The sequence below is a fragment of the Pantoea sp. WMus005 genome (assembly GCF_013415305.1).
Taxonomy (GTDB): Bacteria; Pseudomonadota; Gammaproteobacteria; order Enterobacterales; family Enterobacteriaceae; genus Pantoea; species Pantoea rara.
Genome location: NZ_JACBXU010000002.1, coordinates 147,010 through 173,618, shown reverse-complemented (window position 1 = coordinate 173,618; position 26,609 = coordinate 147,010). Strand labels below are relative to the sequence as shown.

Sequence of the window (26,609 nt, the reverse complement as noted above, 5' to 3'; positions counted from 1 at the left end):
CCCTCTTCTTTAAGGTTGAGCCGGTGCCGCAGGCGCAGCACTGTCGCTTTCCTGCGCATCCTTGCTGTCATTGTTTTGTTTTTTATCGCCGCTCTTATAAAGGAACTGGCCGATCAGGTCTTCGAGCACCATGGCTGACTTCGTGTCGCGCAGTGTATCGCCATCTTTCAGCATCGCCGAGCCGAGTTCAGGATCGTCAAAACCTAAGTTCAGCGCCAGGAATTGCTCACCCAGCAGACCCTGAGTACGGACAGCCAGTGAGCTGGTGTCTGAAATTTTATTCGCATACTGATCGCTGATTTCCATGGTGACACGCGGCAGCAGCGTTTTCGGCTCAAGCGCTATTTCTGTCACCCGGCCAATCACCACACCACCGATTTTGACCGGCGAACTGGCTTTCAGGCCGCCGATATTGTCAAAGGTCGCGTAAAGTTTCCACGTCGGCTCTGTGCCCATTGACTTTAGATCGGCGACGCGCAGACAGAGAAACAATGCGGCGATCAACGCCATAATCATAAAAATGCCAACCCAGATTTCGCTTTTTTTGCTTTGCATTGCATCAATTCCCAAACATCAGTGCTGTCAGCACAAAATCCAACCCGAGCACCGCCAGTGAAGCATGTACTACGGTACGCGTTGTTGCGCGACTGATCCCTTCAGAAGTGGGAATCGCGTCATAGCCATTAAAGAGGGCAATCCAGGTGACCGTCACAGCAAATACGGCGCTTTTGATGATGCAGTTAACGACATCGGTCCGGAAATCGACTGCGTTCTGCATAGCTGACCAGAAGAAGCCGGGATCGATCCCCTTCCAGCTCACGCCAACCAGTGCACCGCCAGCGATACCCACCGCGGTGAAGATCATTGTCAGTAGCGGCATGCTGATAAAACCGGCCCAGAAGCGCGGCGAGACCACGCGGCGCAATGGATCCACCGCCATCATCTCCATACTGGAGAGCTGCTCGGTCGCTTTCATCAGGCCGATTTCAGCCGTCAGTGCGGACCCTGCCCGTCCGGCAAAAAGCAGCGCGGTCACGACCGGCCCCAGCTCGCGCAGCAAGGAAAGCGCCACCAGCATACCCAGACTGGTTTCGGCACCATAGGTGTTCAGCACCAGATAGCCCTGCAGTCCGAGTACCATGCCGATAAACAGCCCCGAAACCACAATAATCAGTAACGACAGTACGCCAACACTATAGAGCTGTTTGATCAGTAGCGGCGAGTGTCTGCGGAACGCGGGTTTTCCTACCAGCGCGTGAAACAGCATTAATCCTGCGCGTCCAAAACTGGCGCACGTTTCAATTCCCTGACGACCGAATGACGCCAGCGCCTTCAAGACCATCTGTTTAGTTACTCCCTGAGCCGGTTAAATCCGCGAGATAGTCGCCGGCAGGAAAACGGAATGGAACCGGACCATCCGCATGGCCATCAATAAACTGGCGCACGCGCGGGTCATTATTCTCTCGCAGTTCCGGCGTGGTGCCGTGTGCGATAATTTTTTGTCCGGCCACGATATAGGCATAGTCCGCAATACTCAGTACTTCCGGTACGTCGTGCGAGACCACAATACAGGTCAGGCCCAGAGCATGGTTAAGTTCGTCGATTAATTTTACCAGCACGCCCATGGTAATGGGATCCTGTCCGACAAAGGGTTCATCGAACATGATCAGTTCCGGCTCAAGCGCAATCGCGCGCGCCAGGGCCACACGGCGTGCCATACCGCCCGACAGCTCAGCGGGTTTCAGTTGCGCCGCGCCGCGCAGTCCCACCGCTTCCAGCTTCATTAATACGGTGCTGTGCAGAATCGGTGCAGGCAGACGAGTGTGTTCACGCAGCGGCCAGGCGACATTTTCATAGACCGTTAAGTCAGTAAACAGGGCGCCAGACTGGAACAGCATGCTCATTTTCTTGCGCACTTCGTAAAGTTTAGCGCGCGACAATGACGGAATGTTTTCGCCACGAAAAAAGATTTCACCGCTGGTTGGCTGAAGTTGCCCCCCAATCAAGCGTAGCAGAGTGGTTTTTCCTATCCCCGACGGTCCCATTATCGCCGTCACTTTGCCTTTCGGTACGGTCAGCGAAATGTCGTCGAAGATGGTGCGATCTCCGCGCGAAAAACTCACGCCACGAACCTCAACCAGATTCGTATGCTGCTGGATCATTATTACCTCTTGTAAGGATCGGGCGTAAACATGGGGTACGATGGTAGCCTGTTCGGTCCTGATTCACGATAGCTTTACAGAAACTTACCGCTAAGATTTGGCGAAAATGGTCATTAAATTTACTTTTGCCGTTCAGACGGTCAAAATCAGCGCCTGTCTCGCCAAACAGAACCTCAAACCGGTCGGAAATGGCATCGCCGGCCTGGGTTTTTATGCAAGGATTTTTCATGTTCGTAGCTTCTGCACTGCTGATTATCGGTTTGCTTTTACTGGCATATGGTGCCGATCGTCTGGTGTTTAGCGCCTCTATATTGTGCCGATCATTTGGCATCCCGCCACTGATTATTGGCATGACCGTTGTCAGCATCGGCACCTCGTTGCCCGAAATGATCCTCTCCTTTTCTGCGGCGCAACATGGCCAGATGGATCTTGCTGTTGGCACTGCGCTCGGCTCGAATATTACCAACATTTTACTCATCCTGGGTGCCGCTGCGCTCATGCACCCGCTCAGCGTCCATTCTAATCTGATACGCCGTGAGCTGCCGTTGATGTTGCTGGTTACTCTGCTCAGCGGATTCATGCTGTTTGACAATCAGCTTAGTCGACTGGATGGAATTGGCCTGATCGCCATTGCCGCTATTTATCTGATGGTAGTGATTCGCATTGCGCGTAAAGCAGAACAGGACAACAACGACACCCTGACTCGCGAGCAACTGGCCGAGCTGCCTCGTGAAGAGAGCGGAAATACGGTGGCCTTTCTCTGGCTGGCCGTTGCGCTAATCATCCTGCCAATGTCGACCCGCATGGTAATCGACAATGCCACCGCCTTTGCCGACTATTTTGGCGTCAGCGAACTGGTGATGGGCCTGACGCTGATCGCCGTGGGCACCAGCCTGCCCGAGCTGGCAACGGTCATTGCCGGTGCGCTGAAAGGTGAAGATGATATCGCGATCGGCAATCTGATCGGCGCCAACATTTATAATATTGCCATCGTGCTGGGCCTGCCGGCGTTGATCCACCCCGGCAGCGTCGACTATCACGCTTTCGCTCGCGATTACTGGGTGATGCTGGGCGTCAGCGTGTTGTTTGCCCTGCTCTGCCTGCTCCGTCGCCGTCGCGTTGGCCGTACGGCAGGCTTATTTTTACTCTGTGGTTTCTTCGTCTGGGTGACGCTGCTGTGGATGCAGCCGGCATTCATGGACGGCTAACAAGGACAGACTCACTATGTCATATCAGCAACCAACAGCATTTGATTTCCAGCAGGCGGGAAAAACCGTACTGCGTATTGAACGTGAAGGACTGGAACAGCTCGATCAATACATCAACGATGATTTCGCCCGCGCCTGCGCCCTTATCTACGCCTGCCAGGGGAAAGTGGTGGTGATGGGCATGGGCAAGTCTGGCCATATTGGCAAAAAAATGGCGGCGACCTTTGCCAGTACCGGCACGCCCGCCTTTTTTGTGCATCCGGCTGAAGCCAGCCACGGCGATCTGGGCATGGTGAGCAAAAATGATGTGGTCATCGCTATCTCCAATAGCGGTGAGTCAAACGAAATACTCGCGCTGGTTCCGGTATTAAAACGTCAGCATATTACGCTGATCTGCATCACCGGACGGCCTGACAGTGCGATGGGCCGGGTTGCCGATGTGCATCTGTGTGTTCATGTTCCGCAGGAAGCCTGCCCGCTGGGTCTGGCACCGACCACCAGCACCACGGCCACGCTGGTGATGGGCGATGCGCTGGCAGTTTCGCTGCTGGAAGCGCGCGGATTTACGGCGGAGGACTTTGCCCTCTCCCACCCCGGCGGTGCGCTGGGCCGTAAACTACTGCTACATGTGGCTGATATCATGCACAGCGGCGAAGAACTGCCGCACGTCACGCGTGACGCCTCACTCCGCGATGCGCTGCTGGAGATCACCCGCAAAAATCTGGGGCTCACGGTAATCGTCGACGGTCTGATGAAAATTGAAGGTATCTTTACTGATGGTGACCTGCGCCGCATCTTTGATATGGGCATCGATTTCCAGCGCGCCACCATCGGGGAAGTGATGACGCCAGGTGGCATCCGCGTCCGGCCAAACATGCTGGCGGTTGAAGCTCTGAACCTGATGCAGACCAAAAACATCACCTCGATTCTGGTGGCCGATGACGACCGTCTGCTCGGTGTGGTACATATGCATGACATGCTGCGCGCTGGCGTAGTCTGAACAGGAAGAGAAAATGCAACAGGCAACTCCCCCGATTGAAACCTGCTACGGCCCGGTTAACGCTGACTTTATGGCGCGCGCCAGCAAGATTCGTTTGCTGATCTGCGACGTCGATGGCGTGATGTCCGACGGCGTGATCTACATGGGGAATAATGGCGAAGAGCTGAAAGCATTCAATGTGCGGGACGGTTACGGCGTACGCTGTTTGCTGACCTCCGATGTGGAAGTGGCTATTATTACCGGCCGCAATGCCCGTCTGATGGAAGATCGCTGCAAAACGCTCGGCATCCGTCATCTTTATCAGGGACAATCCGATAAGCTTTTGGCCTATCGTGAACTTCTGGATAAACTGTCTCTTTCTGACGATCAGGTCGCCTACATCGGTGACGACCTGATCGACTGGCCGGTTATGGCGAAAGTGGGATTAAGTGTGGCGGTGGCGGATGCACATCCAATCCTGTTGCCACGTGCGCATTATGTCACGCGGATCGCCGGTGGACGCGGTGCGGTGCGTGAGGTATGTGACCTGATCTTAATGGCGCAGAACAAATTTGAGGATGCCAAAGGGCAATCAGTATGAGTAAAAGCAGGCGTTGGATAACGCTGATTCTGACCTTGATTGCACTGGTTTTGATCGGCTGGAATCTTACTAATCAGGATGACGATGGTACGCCAGTCGGGACAGGCAGCCAGTCGCCGACCTATACCAGTGCGGATTCACACACTGTGGTTTATAACCCGCAGGGCGCGCTGTCATATAAACTGGTCTCTGACAAAGTGACCTATTTCTCGGATGATGAGCTGAGCTGGTTCGAAAATCCGGTAATGACCACTTATGATGAGAACAAAATCCCTACCTGGACGTTACGCGCGGATAAAGCAAAGCTCACCAAAGATCGTATGCTTTATCTTTATGGCCATGTTGAGCTGAATACGCTGACGCAGGATTCTCAGCTTGAGCGTATCAAGACGGATAACGCGCAGATCAATCTTGTCACTCAGGACGTTACCTCTGATGACCAGGTGACATTGTATGGCCGTAGTTTTAACTCTACCGGCATGAAAATGCGCGGCAATTTACGGACAAAAAACGCCGAGTTAATCGAGAAGGTCAAAACCTCATATGAAATTCAAAATGAACAAAAATAGCCTGAAGCTTTTACTGGCCAGCATATTGCTGGCAACCAGCGTTCCGGCGCTTGCCCTGACCGGTGACTCGGATAAGCCCGTCAATATTGACTCGCAGAATCAGGCGCTGGATTTGCAGGGCAATGTCGCGACCTTTACCGGCAATGTCATCGTGACGCAGGGTTCAATCAAAATCACGGCAGATAAAGTCGTGGTGACCCGTCCTGGCGGCGATAGCAAGAAAACCATCGTTGATGCTTACGGTAATCCCGCTACCTTCTATCAGATGCAGGACAGCGGTAAGCCGGTTCAGGGCCATGCCTCAAAACTGCACTACGAACTGGCTAATGACTTCGTTGAACTGACCGGCAATGCTTTCATTGAGCAGCAGGACAGCAACATCAAAGGCGATCGTATTACTTATCTGGTAAAAGAGCAGAAAATGCAGGCTTACAGCCAGGGCCAGAACAAGCGCGTCACCACCGTCCTGGTGCCGTCGCAACTTCAGGATAAAGGTTCGTCCAACAGCGGAAAGAAGAGTAACTGATAGCTATGGCCACATTAATCGCAGAAAACCTGGCGAAGGCATATAAAGGCCGTCGCGTGGTAGAAGATGTCAGTCTGCAGGTAAAGTCCGGTGAGATTGTCGGCCTGCTGGGCCCGAACGGAGCCGGTAAGACCACCACCTTTTACATGGTGGTGGGCATTGTCCCGCGTGACGCTGGCCGCATTGTCATTGATGATGAAGATATCAGTATCCTGCCGCTGCATGCGCGTGCACGTCGTGGCATCGGCTATCTGCCGCAGGAGGCGTCGATCTTCCGTCGCCTCAGCGTCTACGATAACCTGATGGCAGTACTGCAGATTCGTGATGATCTGACCGAAGAGCAACGCCAGGATCGCGCCCGTGAGCTGATGGAAGAGTTTCACATCGAACACCTGCGCGATAGCATGGGTCAGGCACTTTCGGGTGGTGAGCGACGTCGTGTTGAGATCGCACGCGCACTGGCCGCTAATCCTAAATTTATCCTGCTGGATGAGCCTTTTGCCGGTGTTGACCCGATCTCCGTTATCGACATCAAGAAAATCATTGAGCATCTGCGTGACAGCGGCCTCGGTGTGCTGATTACCGACCATAACGTGCGTGAAACCTTAGCGGTCTGCGAACGGGCTTATATCGTCAGCCAGGGACGCCTGATTGCGCATGGCACGCCCAATGAAATTCTTGCGGATGAGCAGGTTAAGCGGGTTTATTTGGGTGAAGAGTTCAGACTCTGATAAGGTGTCCTTAATACCGATGTTTACCTGGGAACTACCATCCTGTCTATGAAGCAAGGTCTACAACTCAGGTTCAGCCAACAGCTGGCAATGACTCCACAGTTGCAGCAGGCGATTCGTCTGCTGCAACTCTCTACGCTTGAACTCCAGCAGGAGTTACAGCTTGCACTCGAAAGCAATCCGCTACTTGAGCAGACTGACCTGCATGAAGAGATCGACGCCAGGGAATCGTCGGAACCTGAGGCGCTGGATACACGCGAAGCGCTTGAGCAGAAAGAGATGCCCGATGAGCTGCCGCTGGATGCTACCTGGGATGAGATGTACACCGCGGGCACGCCTTCCGGCACTGGCACCGATTATCAGGATGATGAGTTACCGGTTTATCAGGGCGAAACCACGCAGTCACTTCAGGACTATCTGATGTGGCAGGTCGGACTGACGCCTTTCAGTGACACCGATCGCGCTATTGCCACCTCTATCGTCGATGCTATCGATGACACCGGATATCTCACCGTTTCGCTTGAAGAGATCCTCGACAGTATCGGCAACGATGATCTTGAAGCGGATGAAGTTGAAGCCGTGCTTAAACGCATTCAGCGCTTTGATCCTATTGGTGTTGGCGCGCGCGATCTGCGTGACTGTCTGATGGTTCAGCTATCGCAATATGCGCCCGAAACACCGATGCTGACAGAAGCACGCTTGATCGTCAGCGAACATCTTGACCTGCTGGCCAATCACGATTTCCGCAGTCTGATGCGAGTGACGCGCCTCAAAGAGGATGTGTTGAAAGAGGCGATGCTGCTGATTCAGTCGCTGGATCCGCGTCCCGGTCAGTCGATTAATACCAGCGAGCCGGAATATGTCATTCCCGATGTGCTGGTGCGTAAAGTCGGCAGCCGCTGGACGGTTGAACTCAACGCCGACAGCCTGCCGCGCCTCAAGATTAATCAGCACTATGCGGCAATGAGCGGCGCAACGCGCAACGACAGCGACAGTCAGTTCATTCGCAGTAACCTGCAGGAAGCACGCTGGCTAATTAAGAGTCTGGAAAGCCGCAATGATACGCTGCTGAAGGTGACGCGCTGCATTGTTGAGCAACAGCAGGCGTTTTTCGAGCAAGGTGAAGAATTTATGCGTCCGATGGTGCTGGCGGATATTGCCCAGGCCGTTGAAATGCACGAGTCGACAATTTCCCGCGTGACCACGCAAAAGTACCTGCACAGCCCGCGTGGCATTTTTGAACTGAAGTACTTTTTCTCCAGTCACGTCAATACTGAAGGTGGCGGCGAAGCCTCCTCCACGGCGATTCGTGCCCTGGTGAAGAAATTAATTTCGGCGGAAAATCCAGCCAAACCCTTGAGCGACAGTAAACTGACCTCCATGTTATCTGATCAGGGGATTATGGTGGCACGGCGTACCGTCGCCAAATATCGTGAGTCTTTATCCATCCCGCCATCGAACCAGCGTAAGCAGCTGGTTTGAAAGAAATGAGAAGGAAGACCTATGCAGCTGAACCTGACCGGGCAACACGTTGAAATCACTGCGCCTCTGCGTGAATTCGTTAACGGTAAATTTGCCAAACTGGAACACTATTTTGAACATATCAATCAGGTCTATATTGTTCTGAAGGTTGAGAAAGTCACTCAGGTGGCGGACGCAACACTCCACGTGAATGGTGGCGAGCTGCACGCCACATCCGAAGCGGAAGATATGTATGCGGCAATTGATGGGCTGATCGATAAGCTTGCCCGTCAGCTGACCAAACACAAAGATAAACTGAAAAAACACTAACCTTCACGCTCGCGAAGCGCGCATGGCGCGCAGAGCCGACAGGATGGGGCGGATAATCCGCCCCGTTTTGTCATCTGAGCAAGCGCCGTTTGTCTCAGGCGTTAAGACGCGCTGGCGGTGAATGGCCTGGTGAACACGCAAGTGAAACGATAATGAACAACGATCTCACACTGGAATTGAGCACAGTGCTTTCGCCAGACTGCACCCGCAGCGGCGTACACTGCCAAAGCAAAAAACGTGCGCTGGAAATCATCAGCGAACTGGCCGCTAAGCAGCTCAACCTGCCGCACCAGACGCTTTTCGAAGCGATCCTGACCCGCGAACGCATGGGCAGTACCGGTATTGGTAACGGGATTGCTATCCCTCACGGCAAGCTGGAAGAGGATACGCTGCGCGCGGTTGGGGTATTTATCAGCCTCGAACAGCCGATTGCGTTTGATGCCGTTGATAACCAGCCGGTCGATCTGTTGTTTGCTTTACTGGTCCCGGCTGACCAGTGCAAAACACACCTGCACACCCTGTCACTGGTGGCGAAGCGTCTGGCAGATAAAACAGTCTGCCGTCGTCTGCGTGCTGCGCAGAGTGATGAAGAGCTCTACGCCATTATTACGGAAGTCCAGACAGAGCAGTAACGCGTCTTTACCGGCCGCGCGCCGGTTTTAAAACGGGAGAGAAGGTCATGGTGCTGATGATCGTTAGCGGTCGTTCAGGCTCGGGGAAATCAGTAGCGCTCCGTGCGCTGGAAGATATGGGGTTCTACTGCGTTGATAACCTGCCGGTCGTGCTGCTGCCTGAGTTAGCTAACTCGCTGGCTGAGCGCAATATTTCGGCAGCGGTGAGTATTGACGTGCGTAACATGCCTGAATCCCCGGAAATTTTTGAAACCGCACTGAATAATCTGCCTGACACATTTTCACCTCAGTTGCTGTTCCTCGATGCCGATCGTAACACCCTGATTCGTCGTTACAGCGATACACGCCGTCTGCATCCCCTCTCCAGCAAAAACCTGTCGCTGGAGAGCGCAATTGATGAAGAGAGCGATTTGCTTGAGCCGCTGCGTTCACGTGCCGATCTGATCATTGATACCTCAGAGATGTCGGTGCATGAGCTGGCCGAGATGCTGCGTACCCGCCTGCTCGGCAAGCGTGAACGTGAACTGACCATGGTGTTTGAATCCTTTGGCTTTAAACATGGCATCCCGATTGATGCTGACTATGTGTTTGACGTACGCTTTCTGCCTAACCCCCACTGGGATCCGAAACTACGCCCGATGACCGGCCTCGATCGCCCTGTGGCGGCCTTCCTTGATCGCCACACTGAAGTGCATAACTTTATCTACCAGACACGCAGCTACCTTGAACTCTGGCTGCCGATGCTGGAAACCAATAACCGTAGCTATCTTACTGTGGCGATTGGCTGCACCGGCGGCAAGCACCGCTCAGTCTATATCGCTGAACAGCTGGCGGATTACTTCCGTTCGCGCGGTAAGAATGTTCAGTCACGCCATCGCACGCTGGAAAAGCGCAAATCATGACCGTCCGACAAACCGTAGAAATCAAAAATAAGCTGGGCATGCACGCTCGTCCGGCGATGAAGTTGTTTGAGCTGGTGCAGAGCTTTGATGCCGAAGTCTTACTGCGCAATGAAGCGGGCACGGAAGCCGAAGCCAGCAGCGTGATTGCGCTGCTGATGCTCGACTCAGCCAAGGGCCGGCATATTGAGATTGAAGCCAGCGGCCCGGAGGAAATTCCGGCGCTGGCAGCGGTCATTGAGCTATTTGAAGCGGGCTTCGATGAAGATTAAGGCTTAGTCGAGCTTATTACGCTGCAGGAAGCCCTCGCCGCCCAGCTGGCGCATCTGACGCAGTATCCACTGCTGCCGCTCTCTGACATAACCTGATGGCGCAGCAGCACGATAACGAATCGGATTAGGCAGTACTGCCGCCAGCAACGCAGCATCGGCTGCGGTCAGCCGGCTGGCTGGCTTATGGAAGTAGCGCTGTGAAGCCGCCTCAACGCCGAAGATGCCCGGGCCAAACTCTGCAATATTGAGATAGACGGTCAGAATGCGTCGCTTTGTCCAGACCGTCTCAATCCCTACCGTCAGACCCGCCTCCAGACCTTTACGGACCCAGCTGCGGCCATCCCAGAGAAACAGATTCTTCGCCGTCTGTTGTGACAGCGTGGACGCCCCGCGCATCCGGCTATCGTTGTTATCCAGTACAGATTCAATCGCCGCCACATCAAAGCCCCAGTGAGTAGGAAACTTTTGATCTTCTGAGGCGATAACCGCCAGTCCCATCCAGGGCGAAATATCGTCATGGCCGACCCAGTCTGAATGGGCGATATAACTAAAATCACCGCGTAACCAGGCGCCGATCTGTCGTTCAGCCATCACCGCTGAGAAGGGCACAGGTAAAAATGAAAAGAGTAAAATTCCCGCCAGCCATACGCCCAGCCAGACCAACAGTACGCGACCAACAATACGTCTGATACGCTGTCCGACGCTTCCTTTATACTTGTTCATGCAATCTTCCCATGCTTGTTTCAGACGTTAATTAATCACTCATGTAATCACTGCCAGAAAAGCGGCCTTTTTACGATTATCGCTGAAAACGACGGGGGGGTTTCCAGACTTTATTCAATCATTTTGCATCAAAATGCTGCAACAGTTCGAAATAGTTCAAGGACTTCCGAAAAAAAGGAATCGGTTCCATTGGTTTATCCTGTTTAGCTTGTTTCCAGATAAACAGTTAATAATAGGTAATAAGCGACTTAACAAATCATTCGATATGCTTAACTGTTATTTTTTTATTAATTCAGGCCTGTCCAAAGATTAATCAAAATTGCCCCTGTAATGTATAAATAAACGGCGCTTAACGCACTGACCTGTGGCTGGTATGGCACGCTTTCCTTCCAGCAGGAACGTTCATGTCATAAGGAGACAAGGACAAACTTTTAGATTCTTTTTTATCATTCCAAATCGTTTTGGATAATTCGTATCATCTCAGGCCTCACACTTGCAATATCAGCGATTTAGCCACGCTGAAGAGGTCAGTGTTAACGATAGCTCAATTTACTGCGGCTCAGTCATCGCTTCGCTGAAGAGCAGCCTTAAAAGTACACGAAAACAGGCAAATCTGATTAAAATAGCAGCAATACGGCATAGAAATTGATTCCTTGCTTGACTGTGTTGCCAAATTAATGTTTTCTGTATTTAAACGCTGCTCAATATCACAAATTTTAATGAATCTTGTCACATGAGAAGATGAATTTGCTAAGGTAATGACAGTGTTATCCAATACCCTGCGGCTGCATTAATTATTCATATCACAGCGGCCGCAATGATTTCCCTGGTGTTGGCGCAGTATTCGCGCACCCCGGCCTCGGCTGGGGTCATTTTTTTCTGGGATATCACTTATCCTGCTCTGACACCCAGTCGCGTAATACCTGCACATCATGTCGCCACTCATGCTTCAGCTCATCAATCCATTCAACGACATTGTCCCACCATGCCGGTAACTCCGGACTCTGAATCTGTTTCGCCAGCATCTGTAAACGCTGCAGCCCGACCGAACCCGCCGCCCCTTTGATTTTGTGCCCCTCTTCAGCAATGCCTTTTTGATCGCGCGCCATCAGATTCGATTCCAGCACAGCAAGATAGTCCGGCATCATCTTTTCGAACATCGTCAGGCTTTGGGTAATCAGACCCGGACCTACTAGTTCGATGTACTGCTCCAGCATTGCGACATCCAGCAGCATCCGGGTTTTATCATCGCTCACATCTGAGTTCTCTTCTTCCGGCTCTGCCTGATAATCCCAGTACTTTTTGATCATTGCGGTCAGTGCCGGTACCGCCAGCGGTTTACTCAGCACGTCATCCATTCCCGCGTCGAAATACTCTTTTTTGTCTTTAAGCACATTCGCGGTGAGCGCAACCAGTGGGGGCAGATGGGCACCCTGATACTGCTGCCGAATCGCCCGTGAGACATCCAGTCCGGTCATATCAGGCAGCTGGATATCCAGCAGCACCAGATCAAACTCCAGCGGATCAAACATCGCCAGCGCCTCACTGCCGGTCATGGCAACCTCGACGCTGCAGCCCAGCTTCTCCAGTACCGAGCGTGCCACAATCACGTTAAGCTCAATATCTTCCACCAGCAGCACATGCAGCGCAGGGAGTGGCAGGCTGTCGTCCACCCCTTCATCTTCCACTTCTTCAGCGATGCGCGGCGCTTTAATCTCCACGGTGAAGCATGAGCCCTGTCCTGGTGCGCTGTGTACGCGGATATCTCCGCCCATTGCCTGCGCCAGACGGCGTGATACCGCCAGCCCGATGCCGGTCCCGGTCGCCGGTTTGCCGCCATGCTGGTCTTTGACCTGATAGTACATCGCAAAGATCTTATCCTGCTCGTCCTGACGGATACCCATGCCAGAGTCCTGTACCTCAAAGCGCAGCGTTTCGTCCTGCTCATACGTCACGCGCACCACGATTTCGCCCTGCTGGGTGAACTTCACGGCGTTACCAATCAGGTTCCACAGAATCTGGCGCAGGCGTGTCCCATCAGTGGAAATCAGGTGCGGGAGCGGCAGTTGCGGCGCGAGCACAAACTTCAGCCCTTTTGGCTGGGCCAGCAGACCGGAAAGGTTTTCCAGATCGGCAAGGAAGCCGGTGAAATCGAGCGGCTGATTATCCAGCTGCACTTTACGGCGTTCGATTTTGTCCACCTCAATCACATCATTAAAGATGTTGCCCAGCGTGATAGCGGAGACGTGGATGGTTTTCAGGTATTTCAGCTGTTCCTGATTGAGATCGGTATCCAGCAAAATACGACTCAGGCCGACAATGCCATTAAGCGGCGTACGAAGCTCGTGGCTGATTGTAGAGATGAAGGTGGTCTTCTCCCGGCTGGCGTTCTCTAACGCGTCCTGATAGCGCTTACGTTCCGTTATATCGCGGCCAAAGCCCATCAGCCCGCTGCGCTTACCGACGCGGTCGTAATAAGGCACTTTACGGATCTCGAAACAGGCTTTGCGCCCGTCAGGATATTGCAGCCATTGTTCATAGGTCAGGGAGACGTTATGGCGGAATACCTTCTCGTCCGTTTCCAGCACCTTTGTTGCCGCTTCTTCATCATAGATATCGCGCGGTGTCAGGCCAATAAGCTGCTTTTCGCTTTTGCCTGTCAGCAGTTCCATCGCCCGGTTACAGCCGGAAAACTGTTTGTCGATGTTGCGATAGAAAACCAGGTCTGGCGAAGCATCAAGGAATGAGCGCAGGAAGGAGGATTGCTGCTCCAGCTCAATCTGTGCCTGCTCGCGGCGGGTTACCTCTTCACGCAGCTTGTCCATCACCTGTTCGCGTGCCAGCTCCGCCTTTTTACGATCGCTGATCTCCTGATTCAGCTGCGTGATGGTCTCTTTCATCTGCTGATTGAGTTCCAGATCGCGGGTACGCATCTCTTCCAGCTTATCCACCAGCCGTGCCAGCCGTTGCCGGGACTCTTCCAGCTGATCGACCACCACCGACAGAAAATAGACCGCCCAGGGCGTAATCAGTAGCCCAAAGAAGACCGAACGCACCATGTCAATGCTCTCGACATGGCCCCGCAGTACCATCGTAACCGCCATCTGGACGATCATTGCCAGGACTACCAGCGCAGACGCCAGTAACAGTGAGAACCTCACCAGTCCAAGCTTGACCATTAAATCAACGTAGTACTGCGCCAACAGACGAATTTGTTTCATAACAACTCCCTGGAAGAGAAACAGCCTCATAATAGCGCAGTTACCCTGCTAACGTCGCAGCACGTCGCAGCACGTCGCAGGGAGATGCAGGATCAAATGCCCTGTTATGGTGCATCCGCAGAACCGATCGGCGACGTTAAGGACAAAGCGGTTAAAACCCTTGACTGACTGTGCCAAATGAATAATCTGTAAGGCCGACAGCAAATCGCCGATTTCTCTGTACGGCCTTTTTTCAATATCCTGGCAACGTCCTGTTGCACATGCACATCCCTTTATATGCATACCCATTCATCTTAAGTGATGTTTTAAGCACGACTATGCTGATTAATTTTTCTTATAACCAACCGCTGTTTCATTCAAATAGCCGGACATAAGAAAAACAGATACATGCTATGCATCAATGGTGCTGAACAGCATTTAATGCTGTCTAACACCCCATCACCAGCATGGTGCAGAGATCTGATGCCTGCACTACAGTGAGTCAGTTCACATTTATCGGCCGATCGCCAGGCACCAGAGTGGTACATTTTAAACCAAAAAATTCATTTAATTCATAAAGTTAATCAGATAAAACGGCTGATAACCCTGTCTGACCACCCTATTTGACCTGATTACGCTTTCCCGATAAGTTGGAAATCCGCTGAAAGCTTTCCAGACGGGCCATTGTCTCGGCATATCTATGCAACAAGAAGACTCCCGCGTGGTTTAAGTCATCTCCTTTTAGAGACCGGAAATCAGAGAGCAGCTCAATTAAGGACGTTTTACCGATGTCTGGAGAGAAATGCTCAGGGCTATGACGCGCGCTCGACAGAGCATGGCAATGAAAATGATAGCGCCCCAGTGCGCCCAGACCCTGAATCAGTGCAGGTAATGTCAAAGCAGTATAAGGAGACCCTCAATGTCCACTAAAAAACCTCAATCCTATGGCTTGTATGATCCGACAGCAGGCAGTGACAGCTGTGGTGTAGGTTTCATTACGCGCAAGGACGGCGAGCAGACCCACGAGATTCTGCAGATGGCGCACAGCGCCCTGTGTACGGTGCCTCATCGCGGCGGTATGTCAGCGGAAGGCGTCGGGGATGGCGCAGGAGTCAATGTTGATCTTTCACTGCACTTCTTCCGAAAAATTACCGGCCAGCCGCTGGAAGCGGGCCGTTTTGGCGTCGGCAACTTCTTTGTGCCGAAAGATGCCGAACTGCGTGCTAACGCCGAACGTCTGGTAGATGAGACTCTCAGCAGCTTTGGTCTGCCGGTGATCATGAAACGTGACATGCCGCTCGATAGCAGCGTGACGCGCCCGGCAGCCATACAATTCCAGTTACCGATTCTGCAGTGGATTTTCACTGCACCACAGGACGTGGCCGACCAGAACGACTTCGAACAACGCATCTACCGCGCCCTGTTAACCATTGAAGCCCTTGCCTTTACCGAAAGCGAATTTGGCGGTCTCTATCCTCTGTCGCTGTCATCGCGCACGCAGGTGTTTAAAGCCCGTCTGAACTCCAATGAAGTAATCCCTTACTTCAAAGATCTGACCGATCCGGATCATCAGGTGCGCGGGCTGTTCTTCCATACCCGCTTCTCCACCAATACCGATCCGCATACCACCATGGCGCAACCGTTCCGCCTGATGGCGCATAACGGTGAGCTGAATACTGACCGTAAAAACCGCATCGCAGAGTCCGCGCTGGCCCTGGCTCGTGGGAAGAAAATCGTGCGGCCGAAAGGCCAGTCCGACAGCTCGCGTCTGGATCAGAGCATCCATAGCCGTCTGATGGAAGATAACCTCGATCTGATCACCGCGGTTGTCTCGATGATGCCGCCGGCCTGGGAAAACGACAGTTCGCTGCCGACAGAAGTGCGCGACATGCTGGAGTATTTCTCACTGTATGAAGAGAAGAATGACGGCCCGGCAGCCTTAATCTTCGGCAACGGCGAAGTGATTGGCGCCCGTCTTGACCGTCTTGGCCTGCGTCCACTGCGTTCAGTCGAAACGGCGGAGTACATCGGTGCGATGTCAGAAGCCGGCCAGATCGCTTTCCCACCTGAAAGCGTGCTGCGTCGTGGCCGTATCGAAGCGGGTGGCATGCTCTATTTCGATCATCGTGAAAAGCGCAGCTACACCACGCTGCAGGCGCTGGAAAAACTGGCAGCAGAGAAAGATTACCCGGCGTTGCTGCGTGAAGCCCGCGTTGGTCTTAACGATCTGCCGGAGATTCCGGCAGAACAACAGGGTTCACCGCTGCGCTATCGCGGTGATCTGAAAACCTATCAGCGCTTTGTTGCTTACTACTACAACCAGGAAAGCTTCAAGTTCATGATGGACCCGATGCTGAACACCGGTGCAGAGAAGATCTCTGCGATGGGTTACGGTAACGCCATCAACGGCTTGTCCGACCATGAAGGCGGCATGGCGCACTATTTCTCTCAGCGCTTTGCTCAGGTCACCAACCCGCCGCTGGATTCTATCCGTGAAGTGGATGGCATGACGCTGCGTGTCGCGCTGGGTGCGAAACCGCATCTGGGCCGCAGTAAAGGCCGTCAGATTGTGGTGCCGACACCGATTCTCAGCCACCTTGATATGCTGCGTTTACGCGAGCAGACCATCGCCCCTTATGCGCGCTTTGAGATGCTCTATGAGCCGGTGATTGGCAAAGATCTGCTGAGCACCACCGCGAACGCAACAGCGCTGGAAAAAGCGATTGATGACCTGGCGCAGCAGGTGGTGGATTTTGCCCGTACGCAGGGTGGCATTGCCGTACTTACCGATCGCCACATCTCTTCTAAGCACGCTGCGATCCCGATGCTGCTGGTGGTTTCCGCCATCAACCAACGCCTGATACAGGAAGGCCTGCGTCTTGATGTTTCTCTGGTTGTAGAAAGCGGCCAGAGCATCTCATCACACCACATTGCCGCCACACTCGGCTTTGGTGCTTCCGCTATCTATCCTCTGGGCGTACAGATGCGCGCAGAAGAGAAATTTGGTGAAGGTGAAGAAGGCAACAAAGCTTTTAAACGCTATGCCAAAGCGGCTGAAAAAGCCCTGATGAAAACCATGGGTAAAGTGGGCCTCTGCACCGTTGAGAGCTACAGCAGCGGTGAATTCTTTGAGCCGAATTTCCTCAACACCGATGACCCGGTGCTGAAAAAGTATTTCCCGAATATCAGAACGCCGGTTGGCGGTGCAGGCTTCGCCGCTATCGCACAGATGGCTGTTGACTGGCACCAGAGCGCACTGAAGATTCAGGGCGAATCTGAAGTGCCATTGCTGGGCCTGTTTAAAGAGCGTGCAGAAGGCGCGGGTCACTCGTACGGTACCATCGCTGTGCGTACGTTCATCGACATGACCGAAGAGCCGATTCGCTTTGCCGATAAGGCGCGTGAAGAGGACAACTTCATCCGCCTGATGACGCTGGCAAAACTGGATAATGCCTTCGGCATCAAGCCAGAGACCTTTAAAGACAGCAGCTTCGAGCGCATCCCGGATGACGTGATCAACAATTTTGCGATTACTGCCGATTATCGTCAGTTCTCAAGCCTGATGTACGAAGAGCGTAAACGTCGTCCGGCTGCCCTGCGCGACATCCTGACCTTCCCGGCTGACCTGACCCACATCGACAGCGAAGCGGAGTTCCGCCGCAAGTTGGGACGCTACTCGCTGACCAATAACGGGTTTGCTATTCGTGGCATGGAGTGTGAGGCGGTGGATGGCAGCCTGAATCACTTTATGCTGCGTCTGACAGATGCGATTGAAGGTCTGAAGCCTGAGAGTGAGCGCCTGCAGAACCTGTCCCGCGCCCTGAAATTCCGCTTTGGCGACGATATTGAGAGCAGCGAAGTGGTCACGGGCGGTCTTAAAGTGACCGCATATGGTAAAGCGGCAGATTATCTGTCACGTATCTTCACCACCCTCCCCTCACTGCCGCTGAGCGAAGTGCAACCAGCCTGTGAAATTACCCGTACTTTTGCTTCCGGGGCGATGAGCCACGGTGCGCTGGTCGCGCCTGCTCATGAAGCGGTCGCACACGGCACAAATATGGTCGGCGGCATGAGTAACTGCGGTGAGGGCGGCGAACATTACTCCCGTCATGGCACCATCCGTGCCTCCCGTATCAAACAGCTGGCTTCCGGTCGTTTCGGCGTCTGGGCTGCTTATCTGGCAGACCCGATGCTGGAAGAGCTGGAGATTAAAATTGGTCAGGGTGCGAAGCCTGGCGAAGGCGGACAGTTGCCGGCAGCCAAAGTCACTGTCGAGATTGCGGCTGCACGTGGCGGTACGCCTGGCGTTGAGCTGGTCTCTCCGCCGCCGCACCATGACACCTACTCCATCGAAGATCTGGCGCAGTTAATCCACGACTGTAAAGCAGCGCGGGTGCGCGTGATCGTCAAACTGGTCTCGTCTGAAGGCATCGGTACCATCGCGGTTGGTGTGGCTAAAGCCGGTGCAGATGTGATTAACGTGGCGGGTAACACCGGCGGTACAGGCGCTGCGTCGGTCACCAGCCTGAAATATACCGGACGTGTGGCCGAGATTGGCATCGCTGAAGTCCATCAGGCACTGTGCGCCAACGGCCTGCGCGAGAAAGTCCTGCTGCGCTGCTCTGGCGCTCAGCAGACCGGTAGCGACGTGGTGAAATCTGCCCTGTTGGGCGGCGACAGCTTCGAGTTCGGCACTACCGCGCTGATGATGCTGAAATGCGTGATGGCGAAGAACTGTAACGTGAAGTGCCCGGCTGGCTTAACCACCAACGCCGAAGCCTTTGATGGCGATCCACGTCAGCTGGCGCAGTACTTCCTCAACGTGGCGCATGAAGTGCGTGAGATTCTGGCACGTATGGGCCTGCGTTCCCTGCGTGAAGCGCGCGGTCGCTCTGACCTGCTGCACCTGATGGATCACCCGCTGGAAGTGGGCAAACTCGACTTACGCGCCATGCTCACCGTGGTGCCTGAGTTGAAAATCGACAAGCCTGTTTATCTGGAAAAAGATTTTGAACTGGATGATGGCTGGATTGAGCAGCTGAAGCTGTCGCTGGTGGAGCAGGGAAATCCTGACGTCGCCCTGGGCAATAGCATTGTCCTGAACAACCGAAACAAAAGCGTTGGCGGTCAGCTCGCAATCGATATTGAGCGGATGCTGAACCACGAGCTGAGCGCGGAGCAGTTGCAGGCGATGCCAGCAGTAATGACCGACGATCGTGGTCGCAGTTATCTGGCCCCTGAGAGCGTAAAAATTTCCACTACCGGCTCTGCTGGTCAGTCATTTGGCGCATTCTGTAACGATGGCATGCAGCTGACTCATTACGGCACCTGTAACGACGGTGTTGGCAAAGGACAGTGTGGCGGTGAAGTGATCGTGATGTCGCCTGGCGGCGGCGCGCAGGATGCCGATGGCAACGTGCTGATTGGTAACTTTGCGCTGTTCGGCGCGACCGGCGGACGTCTGTTCGTACAGGGGCAGGCCGGTGATCGTTTTGCGGTGCGTAACTCAGGTGCAACCGCCGTTGTCGAAGGCGTCGGTGACTTCTGCTGTGAATATATGACTAATGGCGCCATCCTTAACCTGGGCACCTTTGGTAAAGGATTTGGCAACGGCATGAGCGGCGGCTTTGCCTACCAGTACGACCCGTATGGATCGCTGGCCAGCCACGCTGCCGGTGATTCCGTGCGGTTCGGCTCCATCGCCGATCAGGATGAAATGGCGCAGGTGCATAAGCAGGCTGTGCTGACCATGCTGAACTGGCATCTGGAGGCAACGAAATCGCCACGGGCCGCCTGGCTGCTGGAGAACTGGGAAACAGAGTGTCACCACTTTGTTTACGTGATGCCGCGTTCGCTGCTGCTCTATCAGGATGGCGGCGAAATTCTGAAAGCCAAGAGCCGCAAAGATCTGCTCGAAGAGCTGTCAACGGCGCTGGCAGGCCATCAGGTTGCCAAGTTTAAAGCTGCGTGGCGTCAGGGTAAAACCATCGCCAACGGTGCCGTACCGGCCTATGGCGCGACCGATACGCAGGAGATGTTTGTCCTGCTGAACAACTACACCGTGCTGAGCTTTGCCCAGCAACTGGCACTGGCAAAATTGCCGAAAGGCACGCCGGTTGAAGATGCTGCGGTGGAAAAAGCGGTGCGTAATCTGCTGATGACTGAAGACTTTTCGCTGGTCAGTAAGCTACAGCGTCATGCCCGTTCCGCCATCGAGAGTTACAGCGATGATGAACTGGCGAGTCTGATCGGTACCAAACGCATGTCAGATTACAAAGCGGCGCTGACGCAACGTAACATCCGCTCCATGGACAGCCTGGCAACCTACGGCTGGATCATGTATCAGGATGCCTGTAACCGGGAAGTGCTGGGCCATCTGCCTGACTTTGAAGAGCTGTTTGCACGTGCGGCATTGCCGGAAATCGCCGCTGCGGTGGGTAAACTCTCCTGACAGTGATACTGCTCAGGCTGAACTGAATATTATTAATTGATCATTGCCCGGATTAATCGTTGTACCGGACAGATGCAGAACCGCTCTCCCCTGCTGCAAAAACTGCGGCGTGGGAAAGCGGAACGGCTTTCACACCGGACAATGCCACTGATATCGGGCGAGAACGGGATTGAGTAAAAGTACCCATGAAAATTCCTTATATTCCAGAAGATGCACCTTTTAATGGCGATCAGAAGTACTGGCTGGCTGGCTTTCTTGCGGGGCTTCACTCCCGTTTGCTGGTACTGGAAGACAAACAGCAACCCGCCGCAGGTACGGGCGCAGCCGCCACTACGCAACTTCATATTCTTTACGGCTCACAGACCGGCAATGCCGAAGCACTGGCGCAGACCGCAGCGAAATCTGCCCGGGCCAAAGGGCTGGTGCCCGTGGTTCAGGCGCTGGGCGATGTCGATGTCGACGTATTTGCCACCATGCGCCATGTGCTGATCGTTACCTCGACCTATGGCGAAGGTGAAATGCCGGACAACGCGCAGCTGTTCTGGGATGCGATCTCTGCCAGTACCGCTCCGCGTCTGGAGCAGATGCATTTTGCCGTGCTGGCGATCGGTGATACCGGCTACGATGGCTTCTGTCAGGCGGGCAAGTTCATTGATATGCGCCTTGAGCAGCTGGGTGCGAAACGTGTGGTTGATCGTATCGATTGTGATATCGACTATGAAGAGCCTTCCAGCGAATGGCTGAACAGCTCAATGCCACAGTTTGCTGCCAGCGCCGGCAGCAGCGGCACCGTGCTGGAGAGCGCGCCTGAAGCGCCAGTCATTCCGGGTAGCAATAAATCGAATCCCTATGCCGCCGCGCTGATCACCAACAAGCGTTTATCAGGCGAACAGTCAGCCAAAGATATTCGTCATTTCGAATTCGACCTGTCTGACAGTGGCCTGAAGTATGAAGCGGGCGATGCGCTGGGCGTGATTCCGGTCAACGAACCCTCACTGGTGAGCCTGCTGCTGACGCAGCTTAATGCTGATTACCAGACGCCGGTGCCTGGCTTTGACCGCAGCCTCGGCGACCTGCTGACCTATCAGTTTGAGATTTCTGAGCCGTCGCGCAAATTGATTGAATGGGTCGGACAGAACACCACCAACCAGGAATTGCGTCATGTGTTACAGCATGATGATAAAGATGCGCTGGGCGTGTGGCTGTGGGGCAAAGATACCCTCGACCTGCTGCAGCTTGAGCTGACGCGCACGCTGGCAGTGCCTGAGTTTGTCGCTCTGCTGCGTCCGCTGCAGCATCGTGCTTACTCCATTTCATCCAGTTCTAAGGCCCATCCTAACCAGGTGCATCTGACTGTTGCCTCAGTGCGTTATCACAGTGGCGGCCGTAATCGCGGTGGCGTCTGCTCGACCTACCTGGCCGAGCGTGTGCGTCGTGGCGAGAAGCCCGCCATCTTTATCTCACCTAATAAATCGTTCCGCGTGCCGGCTAATAACAGCGCACCGCTAATCATGGTGGGGCCGGGCACCGGTATCGCGCCATTCCGTGCCTTCCTGCAGGAGCGCCAGGCAACTGGCGCGCAGGGGAAAAACTGGCTCTTCTTCGGCGATCAGCATCAGGAACATGACTTCATCTATCAGGATGAGTTACTTGCCTGGCGGGATAACGGCTTGCTGACGCGTCTGGATCTTGCATTTTCACGCGATCAGGAGAAGAAAATCTACGTACAGAGCCGGATGCTGGAACAGGGCGCTGAGCTTTACGCCTGGCTGCAGGAAGGCGCTTACTTCTACGTCTGTGGCGATGCCTCACGTATGGCGAAGGATGTGGATAACGCGTTGTATGAAGTGGTTCGCCAGTTTGGTGGTCTCTCCACCGAGCGCGCTGCGGACTACGTCGATCAGCTGAAGAAAGAGAAACGCTACCTGCGCGACGTCTATTAACCGCGAAGGTCTGCTGAAAAAATCCGGCTTGCGCAGGCAGCCGGATTTTTTTATGGATGACAGGCAAAAAAATACCCGTCGCATGGACGGGTATTCACTGTTACATCACGGCTATTTCACTACGCGCAGTGAAGGTCGTCCACCACGTGGCGGTGGATCGTCATCAGGCGGCGTCTCGTCATCGCTGGCATCGTCAGGACGATCACCATCAATCACCGACATCATGGTCTCTTCCTGACCCTCTGACGTCTCCTGCATACCCAGCTCGTAAGCCGGTTCCGGTTCAAACATTGTCCCGGCACCATTTTCACGTGCATAGATTGCCAGAATCGCCGCCATCGGCACGTTAACCTGGCGCGGAACGCCACCAAAACGGGCGTTGAACGACACCTGATCATTTGCCAGATCGAGGTTACCGACAGCACGTGGCGCAATGTTCAGAACAATCTGGCCATCACGCGCATACTCCAGCGGCACCTGCACACCCGGCAGATTAATATCGACCACCAGATGCGGCGTCAGCTGATTGTCGAGCAACCAGTCATAGAAGGCGCGCAGCAGATAGGGACGACGTGCAGTAAGTTGCGACATTTCCATACGTTAAGCCCGGGCTTGCAGGCGCATTTCACGTTCAGCTTCAGTTAATGAAGCGAGGAAAGAGTCACGCTCAAATACGCGATTCATATAGCCTTTCAGCTCTTTTGAACCTGAGCCAATTAAATCGATGCCCATTGACGGCAAACGCCATAACAGCGGAGCCAAATAGCAATCGACCAGACTGAACTCTTCGCTCATGAAGTAAGGCGTACGACCAAACAGTGGGGCGATAGCCAGGAGCTCTTCACGCAGTTGCTTGCGTGCTGCTTCAGCTTCCTGACCCGTGCTGTTCTCGACTTTCCTCATCAGGCTGTACCAGTCCTGCTCGATACGATGCATCATCAGACGACTATCACCACGGGCAACCGGGTAAACGGGCATCAGTGGCGGATGCGGGAAGCGCTCATCCAAATATTCCATGATGATGCGTGATTCATACAGCGTCAGCTCACGATCTACCAGCGTCGGTACCGTGCGATACGGATTGAGGTCAATCAGATCCTGCGGCAGGTTATCCATTTCGACCTGCTCGATCTCTACGCTGACACCCTTCTCCGCCAGGACAATACGCACCTGATGGCTGAAAATGTCAGTAGGACCAGAAAACAGCGTCATTACCGAACGTTTGTTGGCAGCGACAGCCATGAAAACCTCCAAGTTTGTTCACAAAAAGATACTGCGAATAGCCAACCACACGGCGATTCACCAGCTTATCGAACTCGCACGCAACCTGGTTAGCCGCGCCGTAGATACTGACGCCCCGACAGTGGGAAGGCGCATAACGCACCGGCCTGCGGGCGCAAAGTGACACAGAGTTTACCAGATTTTAGGCTGCTTGTGGGCGTGGAATGAATCTTTGCAGGTAAAATGAGCGTGACGTTACGGTTTTCGCGAGGAGTCGTGGCGAGGCCGAAAATAAAAAACCCGCCGAAGCGGGTTTTTTGAGCCAATTGTCGCAGCCGGAGCTGCAAACAATTAACGCTTGGAGAACTGAGGACGACGACGTGCTTTACGCAGGCCGACTTTCTTACGTTCAACCTGACGCGCATCACGCGTTACGAAGCCAGCTTTACGCAGCTCGCCACGCAGTGATTCGTCGTATTCCATCAGCGCGCGGGTGATACCGTGACGGATCGCACCAGCCTGACCAGAAATACCGCCACCAGAAACAGTGACGTAGAGATCGAATTTACCAACCATATCCAGCAGCTCAAGCGGCTGACGAACTACCATGCGGGCAGTTTCGCGACCGAAGTACTGTTCCAGAGAACGTTGGTTAATAACGATATTACCGCTACCCGGCTTCATGAATACGCGAGCGGTAGAGCTTTTGCGGCGACCAGTGCCGTAGTTTTGAGTTTCAGCCATTGCCTTTAATCCCGATTAAATGTCAAGAACTTGCGGTTGCTGTGCCGCATGGGTGTGCTCGTTGCCTGCGTAAACTTTCAGTTTACGATACATTGCACGACCCAGCGGGCCCTTCGGCAGCATGCCTTTAACCGCGATCTCAATCACACGCTCAGGACGGCGAGCAATCATCTCTTCAAAGGTCGCCTGTTTGATACCACCGATGTGGCCAGTGTGGTGATAGTAGATCTTGTCAGTACGCTTGTTGCCGGTTACAGCAACTTTTTCAGCGTTCAGAACGATGATGTAATCACCCGTATCAACGTGCGGAGTGTATTCCGCTTTATGCTTACCACGCAGACGGCGCGCCAGTTCAGTCGCCAGGCGACCCAAAGTTTTGCCCGTTGCGTCAACTACAAACCAGTCACGTTGGACGGTTTCTGGTTTAGCTGTAAAAGTTTTCATCGAAAAGCTTACCCAAATTAAGTTACACGTTGGTGAAATCCCAAACGCTTAAGTAAACGAATGAGGCTCACACGACCATTTTGACCAGCAAGCCACCCCTTCGGATAGAGTTACTGGAACACAGAGGATTTGGGAAAAAAATCTTCTGCTGTAACGTGGGGTCGCAAGATTATAGAGAAGTCGGTTACAAAAATCGAACCCTATTTCGGTATTTATCCGGTTTATTCTCACGGCAGGTGCGGCAAACGCAGATACTCTTCGCTCTGCATCTCCTGAAGACGGGATAAACAGCGCTGGTATTCGAATTTCAGCCGCGTGCCCTGATAAATCTCGGTCAGTGACGTCTCCGCCGCGACCACCAGCTTCACATGACGTTCGTAGAACTCATCCACCAGCGCCAGGAAACGGCGCGCCTGGTCTTCGGTTTTGTAAATCATCACCGGCACGTCATACAGCAGCACGCTGTGAAAACGGCGCGACAGCGCAATATAATCATGCTGGCTGCGCCCTTCACCGCACAGCGTCGTGAAGTTAATCGCCAGCACGCCTTCGCTGACCCCCAGCGTCGGCATCTGGCGGTGATTAATCTCCAGGACCGGCGCCTCTTCGGGCTGGCTTCCCGACAACGCCTTAAACATTCGCGTCATTTCAGCGTGCGTTTCCGGGTTCAGCGGATAGTTCCACAAGTGTGCGGAAGTCAGCGTGCGTAACCGGTAGTCGATACCGGCTTCGACGTTCATCACATCACAGTGCCGTTTTATCTGCTCTATGGCAGGCAGGAAACGCGCACGCTGCAAACCATTACGATAGAGATCGTCAGGTGGAATGTTTGAGGTGGCCACTAAAGCGATGCCGCGTTCAAACAGCGCTTCCATCAGCGTGCCCAGCAGCATCGCATCGGTGATATCGGAGACAAAAAACTCATCAAAACAAAGGATATCGGTTTCGGCTTTGAATTTGTCCGCAATAATCAGTAACGGATCGCTTTGACCCTGAAGCTGCGTCAGCTCTTCATGCACCCGCAGCATAAAGCGGTGAAAGTGCAGACGCAGTTTGCGATTGCCAGGAATAGACTGAAAAAAGAGATCCATGACCCAGGTCTTACCGCGACCGACACCGCCCCACATATAGAGCCCACGTACCGGTTGTGGCGTTTCATTTTTCTCTTTACCGATCAATTTTGACAGGCGACCAAGCAGGCCGGATGTGGCAGGCGCGGCAGATTGTTGCCGGGCAACCAGCGCCTGCTGTAGCGCGTCTAATCGGGTAATTGCTTCACGTTGTACGTCATCGGGCCTGAATTCGCCCTGCGACAGCGCCTGCTCATAGCGTGCAAGCGGAGTTGAGGTTTGCATTTTTGTTTCAAAGTCCCTGAATGGTGTCTGATTCATACCACGGTTGCTGAAAAAAAGGCCGTTCTACACTAAGCCATGCTGCTCCGGAGTTCCACATCCATAAGATTAACGGGTATAGTGACTATTATTGAAATGGTGCAATGCCCTACGGAACAATG

24 protein-coding genes are annotated in these 26,609 nt (G+C 53.7%); 13 read left to right on the top strand and 11 right to left on the bottom strand.

The genetic code is table 11. The annotated features are described in order from the left end of the window. Positions 1–9: 9 nt before the first annotated feature. From mlaD to HZZ01_RS11150, 4 genes are read right to left on the bottom strand one after another with little or no spacing between them, the layout of a single operon-like run. On the bottom strand, positions 10–555 hold the full coding sequence (gene mlaD, locus HZZ01_RS11165) for an outer membrane lipid asymmetry maintenance protein MlaD (RefSeq protein WP_179897361.1): 546 nt from the start codon (positions 553–555) through the stop codon (positions 10–12). Positions 556–559: 4 nt separating this feature from the next. After that, the gene (gene mlaE / locus HZZ01_RS11160) at positions 560–1,342 is read right to left on the bottom strand and encodes a lipid asymmetry maintenance ABC transporter permease subunit MlaE (RefSeq protein ID WP_090963895.1); all 783 of its coding nucleotides are present in this window, start codon (positions 1,340–1,342) and stop codon (positions 560–562) included. A 4-nt stretch (positions 1,343–1,346) separates the two neighbouring features. After that, positions 1,347–2,162 carry a phospholipid ABC transporter ATP-binding protein MlaF gene (gene mlaF / locus HZZ01_RS11155; RefSeq protein ID WP_179897359.1) on the bottom strand — a complete coding sequence of 272 codons (816 nt, stop codon included), beginning with the start codon at positions 2,160–2,162 and terminating at the stop codon, positions 1,347–1,349. Next, positions 2,134–2,391: a hypothetical protein gene (locus HZZ01_RS11150; protein ID WP_179897357.1), complete on the bottom strand. Its 258-nt coding sequence runs from the start codon at positions 2,389–2,391 to the stop codon at positions 2,134–2,136. Before HZZ01_RS11150 ends, mlaF begins: the two co-directional genes overlap by 29 nt. Here HZZ01_RS11150 and HZZ01_RS11145 point away from each other — a divergent pair. From HZZ01_RS11145 to npr, 11 genes are all read left to right on the top strand, one after another. Continuing rightward, positions 2,390–3,370, top strand: a complete 981-nt coding sequence (locus HZZ01_RS11145; protein ID WP_090963890.1) for a calcium/sodium antiporter — start codon at positions 2,390–2,392, stop codon at positions 3,368–3,370. The genes HZZ01_RS11150 and HZZ01_RS11145 overlap by 2 nt on opposite strands. A 16-nt stretch (positions 3,371–3,386) precedes the next feature. Then, positions 3,387–4,370 carry an arabinose-5-phosphate isomerase KdsD gene (gene kdsD / locus HZZ01_RS11140; RefSeq protein ID WP_179897355.1) on the top strand — a complete coding sequence of 328 codons (984 nt, stop codon included), beginning with the start codon at positions 3,387–3,389 and terminating at the stop codon, positions 4,368–4,370. A 13-nt stretch (positions 4,371–4,383) separates the two neighbouring features. Continuing rightward, positions 4,384–4,950, top strand: a complete 567-nt coding sequence (gene kdsC / locus HZZ01_RS11135) for a 3-deoxy-manno-octulosonate-8-phosphatase KdsC (RefSeq protein WP_179897353.1) — start codon at positions 4,384–4,386, stop codon at positions 4,948–4,950. Continuing rightward, on the top strand, positions 4,947–5,519 hold the full coding sequence (lptC, locus tag HZZ01_RS11130; RefSeq protein ID WP_090963885.1) for an LPS export ABC transporter periplasmic protein LptC: 573 nt from the start codon (positions 4,947–4,949) through the stop codon (positions 5,517–5,519). The genes kdsC and lptC overlap by 4 nt, the downstream gene beginning before the upstream one ends. After that, on the top strand, positions 5,494–6,045 hold the full coding sequence (lptA, locus tag HZZ01_RS11125) for a lipopolysaccharide ABC transporter substrate-binding protein LptA (RefSeq protein WP_179897350.1): 552 nt from the start codon (positions 5,494–5,496) through the stop codon (positions 6,043–6,045). Before lptC ends, lptA begins: the two co-directional genes overlap by 26 nt. Positions 6,046–6,050: 5 nt before the next feature. Beyond that, positions 6,051–6,776: an LPS export ABC transporter ATP-binding protein gene (lptB, locus tag HZZ01_RS11120; RefSeq protein ID WP_090963883.1), complete on the top strand. Its 726-nt coding sequence runs from the start codon at positions 6,051–6,053 to the stop codon at positions 6,774–6,776. Positions 6,777–6,824: 48 nt separating this feature from the next. After that, on the top strand, positions 6,825–8,258 hold the full coding sequence (gene rpoN / locus HZZ01_RS11115) for an RNA polymerase factor sigma-54 (RefSeq protein WP_179897349.1): 1,434 nt from the start codon (positions 6,825–6,827) through the stop codon (positions 8,256–8,258). 21 nt (positions 8,259–8,279) lie between these two features. Further along, the gene (gene hpf, locus HZZ01_RS11110) at positions 8,280–8,567 is read left to right on the top strand and encodes a ribosome hibernation promoting factor (RefSeq protein ID WP_090963879.1); all 288 of its coding nucleotides are present in this window, start codon (positions 8,280–8,282) and stop codon (positions 8,565–8,567) included. Positions 8,568–8,719: 152 nt separating this feature from the next. Next, a complete protein-coding gene (ptsN, locus tag HZZ01_RS11105) occupies positions 8,720–9,199 on the top strand; it encodes a PTS IIA-like nitrogen regulatory protein PtsN (RefSeq protein WP_013359876.1) in 480 nt (159 codons plus the stop codon). 47 nt (positions 9,200–9,246) lie between these two features. Next, a complete protein-coding gene (rapZ, locus tag HZZ01_RS11100) occupies positions 9,247–10,101 on the top strand; it encodes an RNase adapter RapZ (RefSeq protein ID WP_010251920.1) in 855 nt (284 codons plus the stop codon). Next, positions 10,098–10,370: a PTS phosphocarrier protein NPr gene (gene npr, locus HZZ01_RS11095; RefSeq protein WP_179897347.1), complete on the top strand. Its 273-nt coding sequence runs from the start codon at positions 10,098–10,100 to the stop codon at positions 10,368–10,370. Before rapZ ends, npr begins: the two co-directional genes overlap by 4 nt. 3 nt (positions 10,371–10,373) lie before the next feature. Here the strand turns inward: npr and mtgA are convergent, their stop codons facing one another. Beyond that, positions 10,374–11,093: a monofunctional biosynthetic peptidoglycan transglycosylase gene (mtgA, locus tag HZZ01_RS11090; protein ID WP_179897345.1), complete on the bottom strand. Its 720-nt coding sequence runs from the start codon at positions 11,091–11,093 to the stop codon at positions 10,374–10,376. 887 nt (positions 11,094–11,980) lie between these two features. Further along, positions 11,981–14,314, bottom strand: coding sequence for an aerobic respiration two-component sensor histidine kinase ArcB (arcB, locus tag HZZ01_RS11085; RefSeq protein ID WP_179897343.1), 2,334 nt, complete (start codon positions 14,312–14,314; stop codon positions 11,981–11,983). An 898-nt stretch (positions 14,315–15,212) separates the two neighbouring features. Here arcB and HZZ01_RS11080 point away from each other — a divergent pair. Both HZZ01_RS11080 and HZZ01_RS11075 read left to right on the top strand, forming a co-directional pair. Beyond that, entirely contained in the window at positions 15,213–20,744 is a 5,532-nt protein-coding gene (locus HZZ01_RS11080; protein WP_179897341.1) for a glutamate synthase-related protein, read from the top strand. Between the two features lie 185 nt (positions 20,745–20,929). Next, the gene (locus HZZ01_RS11075; protein WP_090963866.1) at positions 20,930–22,687 is read left to right on the top strand and encodes a sulfite reductase subunit alpha; all 1,758 of its coding nucleotides are present in this window, start codon (positions 20,930–20,932) and stop codon (positions 22,685–22,687) included. Between the two features lie 111 nt (positions 22,688–22,798). Here HZZ01_RS11075 and sspB read toward each other — a convergent pair whose 3' ends face one another. From sspB to zapE, 5 genes are all read right to left on the bottom strand, one after another. Continuing rightward, entirely contained in the window at positions 22,799–23,284 is a 486-nt protein-coding gene (gene sspB / locus HZZ01_RS11070; protein WP_136197752.1) for a ClpXP protease specificity-enhancing factor, read from the bottom strand. Between the two features lie 3 nt (positions 23,285–23,287). Continuing rightward, positions 23,288–23,929, bottom strand: coding sequence for a stringent starvation protein SspA (sspA, locus tag HZZ01_RS11065; protein WP_003851135.1), 642 nt, complete (start codon positions 23,927–23,929; stop codon positions 23,288–23,290). A 330-nt stretch (positions 23,930–24,259) separates the two neighbouring features. Continuing rightward, positions 24,260–24,652: a 30S ribosomal protein S9 gene (gene rpsI / locus HZZ01_RS11060; protein WP_090963862.1), complete on the bottom strand. Its 393-nt coding sequence runs from the start codon at positions 24,650–24,652 to the stop codon at positions 24,260–24,262. Positions 24,653–24,667: 15 nt separating this feature from the next. Then, positions 24,668–25,096, bottom strand: coding sequence for a 50S ribosomal protein L13 (gene rplM, locus HZZ01_RS11055; protein WP_008925400.1), 429 nt, complete (start codon positions 25,094–25,096; stop codon positions 24,668–24,670). A 227-nt stretch (positions 25,097–25,323) separates the two neighbouring features. After that, positions 25,324–26,451 (bottom strand): cell division protein ZapE, encoded by a 1,128-nt coding sequence (zapE, locus tag HZZ01_RS11050; protein ID WP_179897338.1) that lies wholly within the window; start codon positions 26,449–26,451, stop codon positions 25,324–25,326. Between the last annotated feature and the right edge of the window lie 158 nt (positions 26,452–26,609).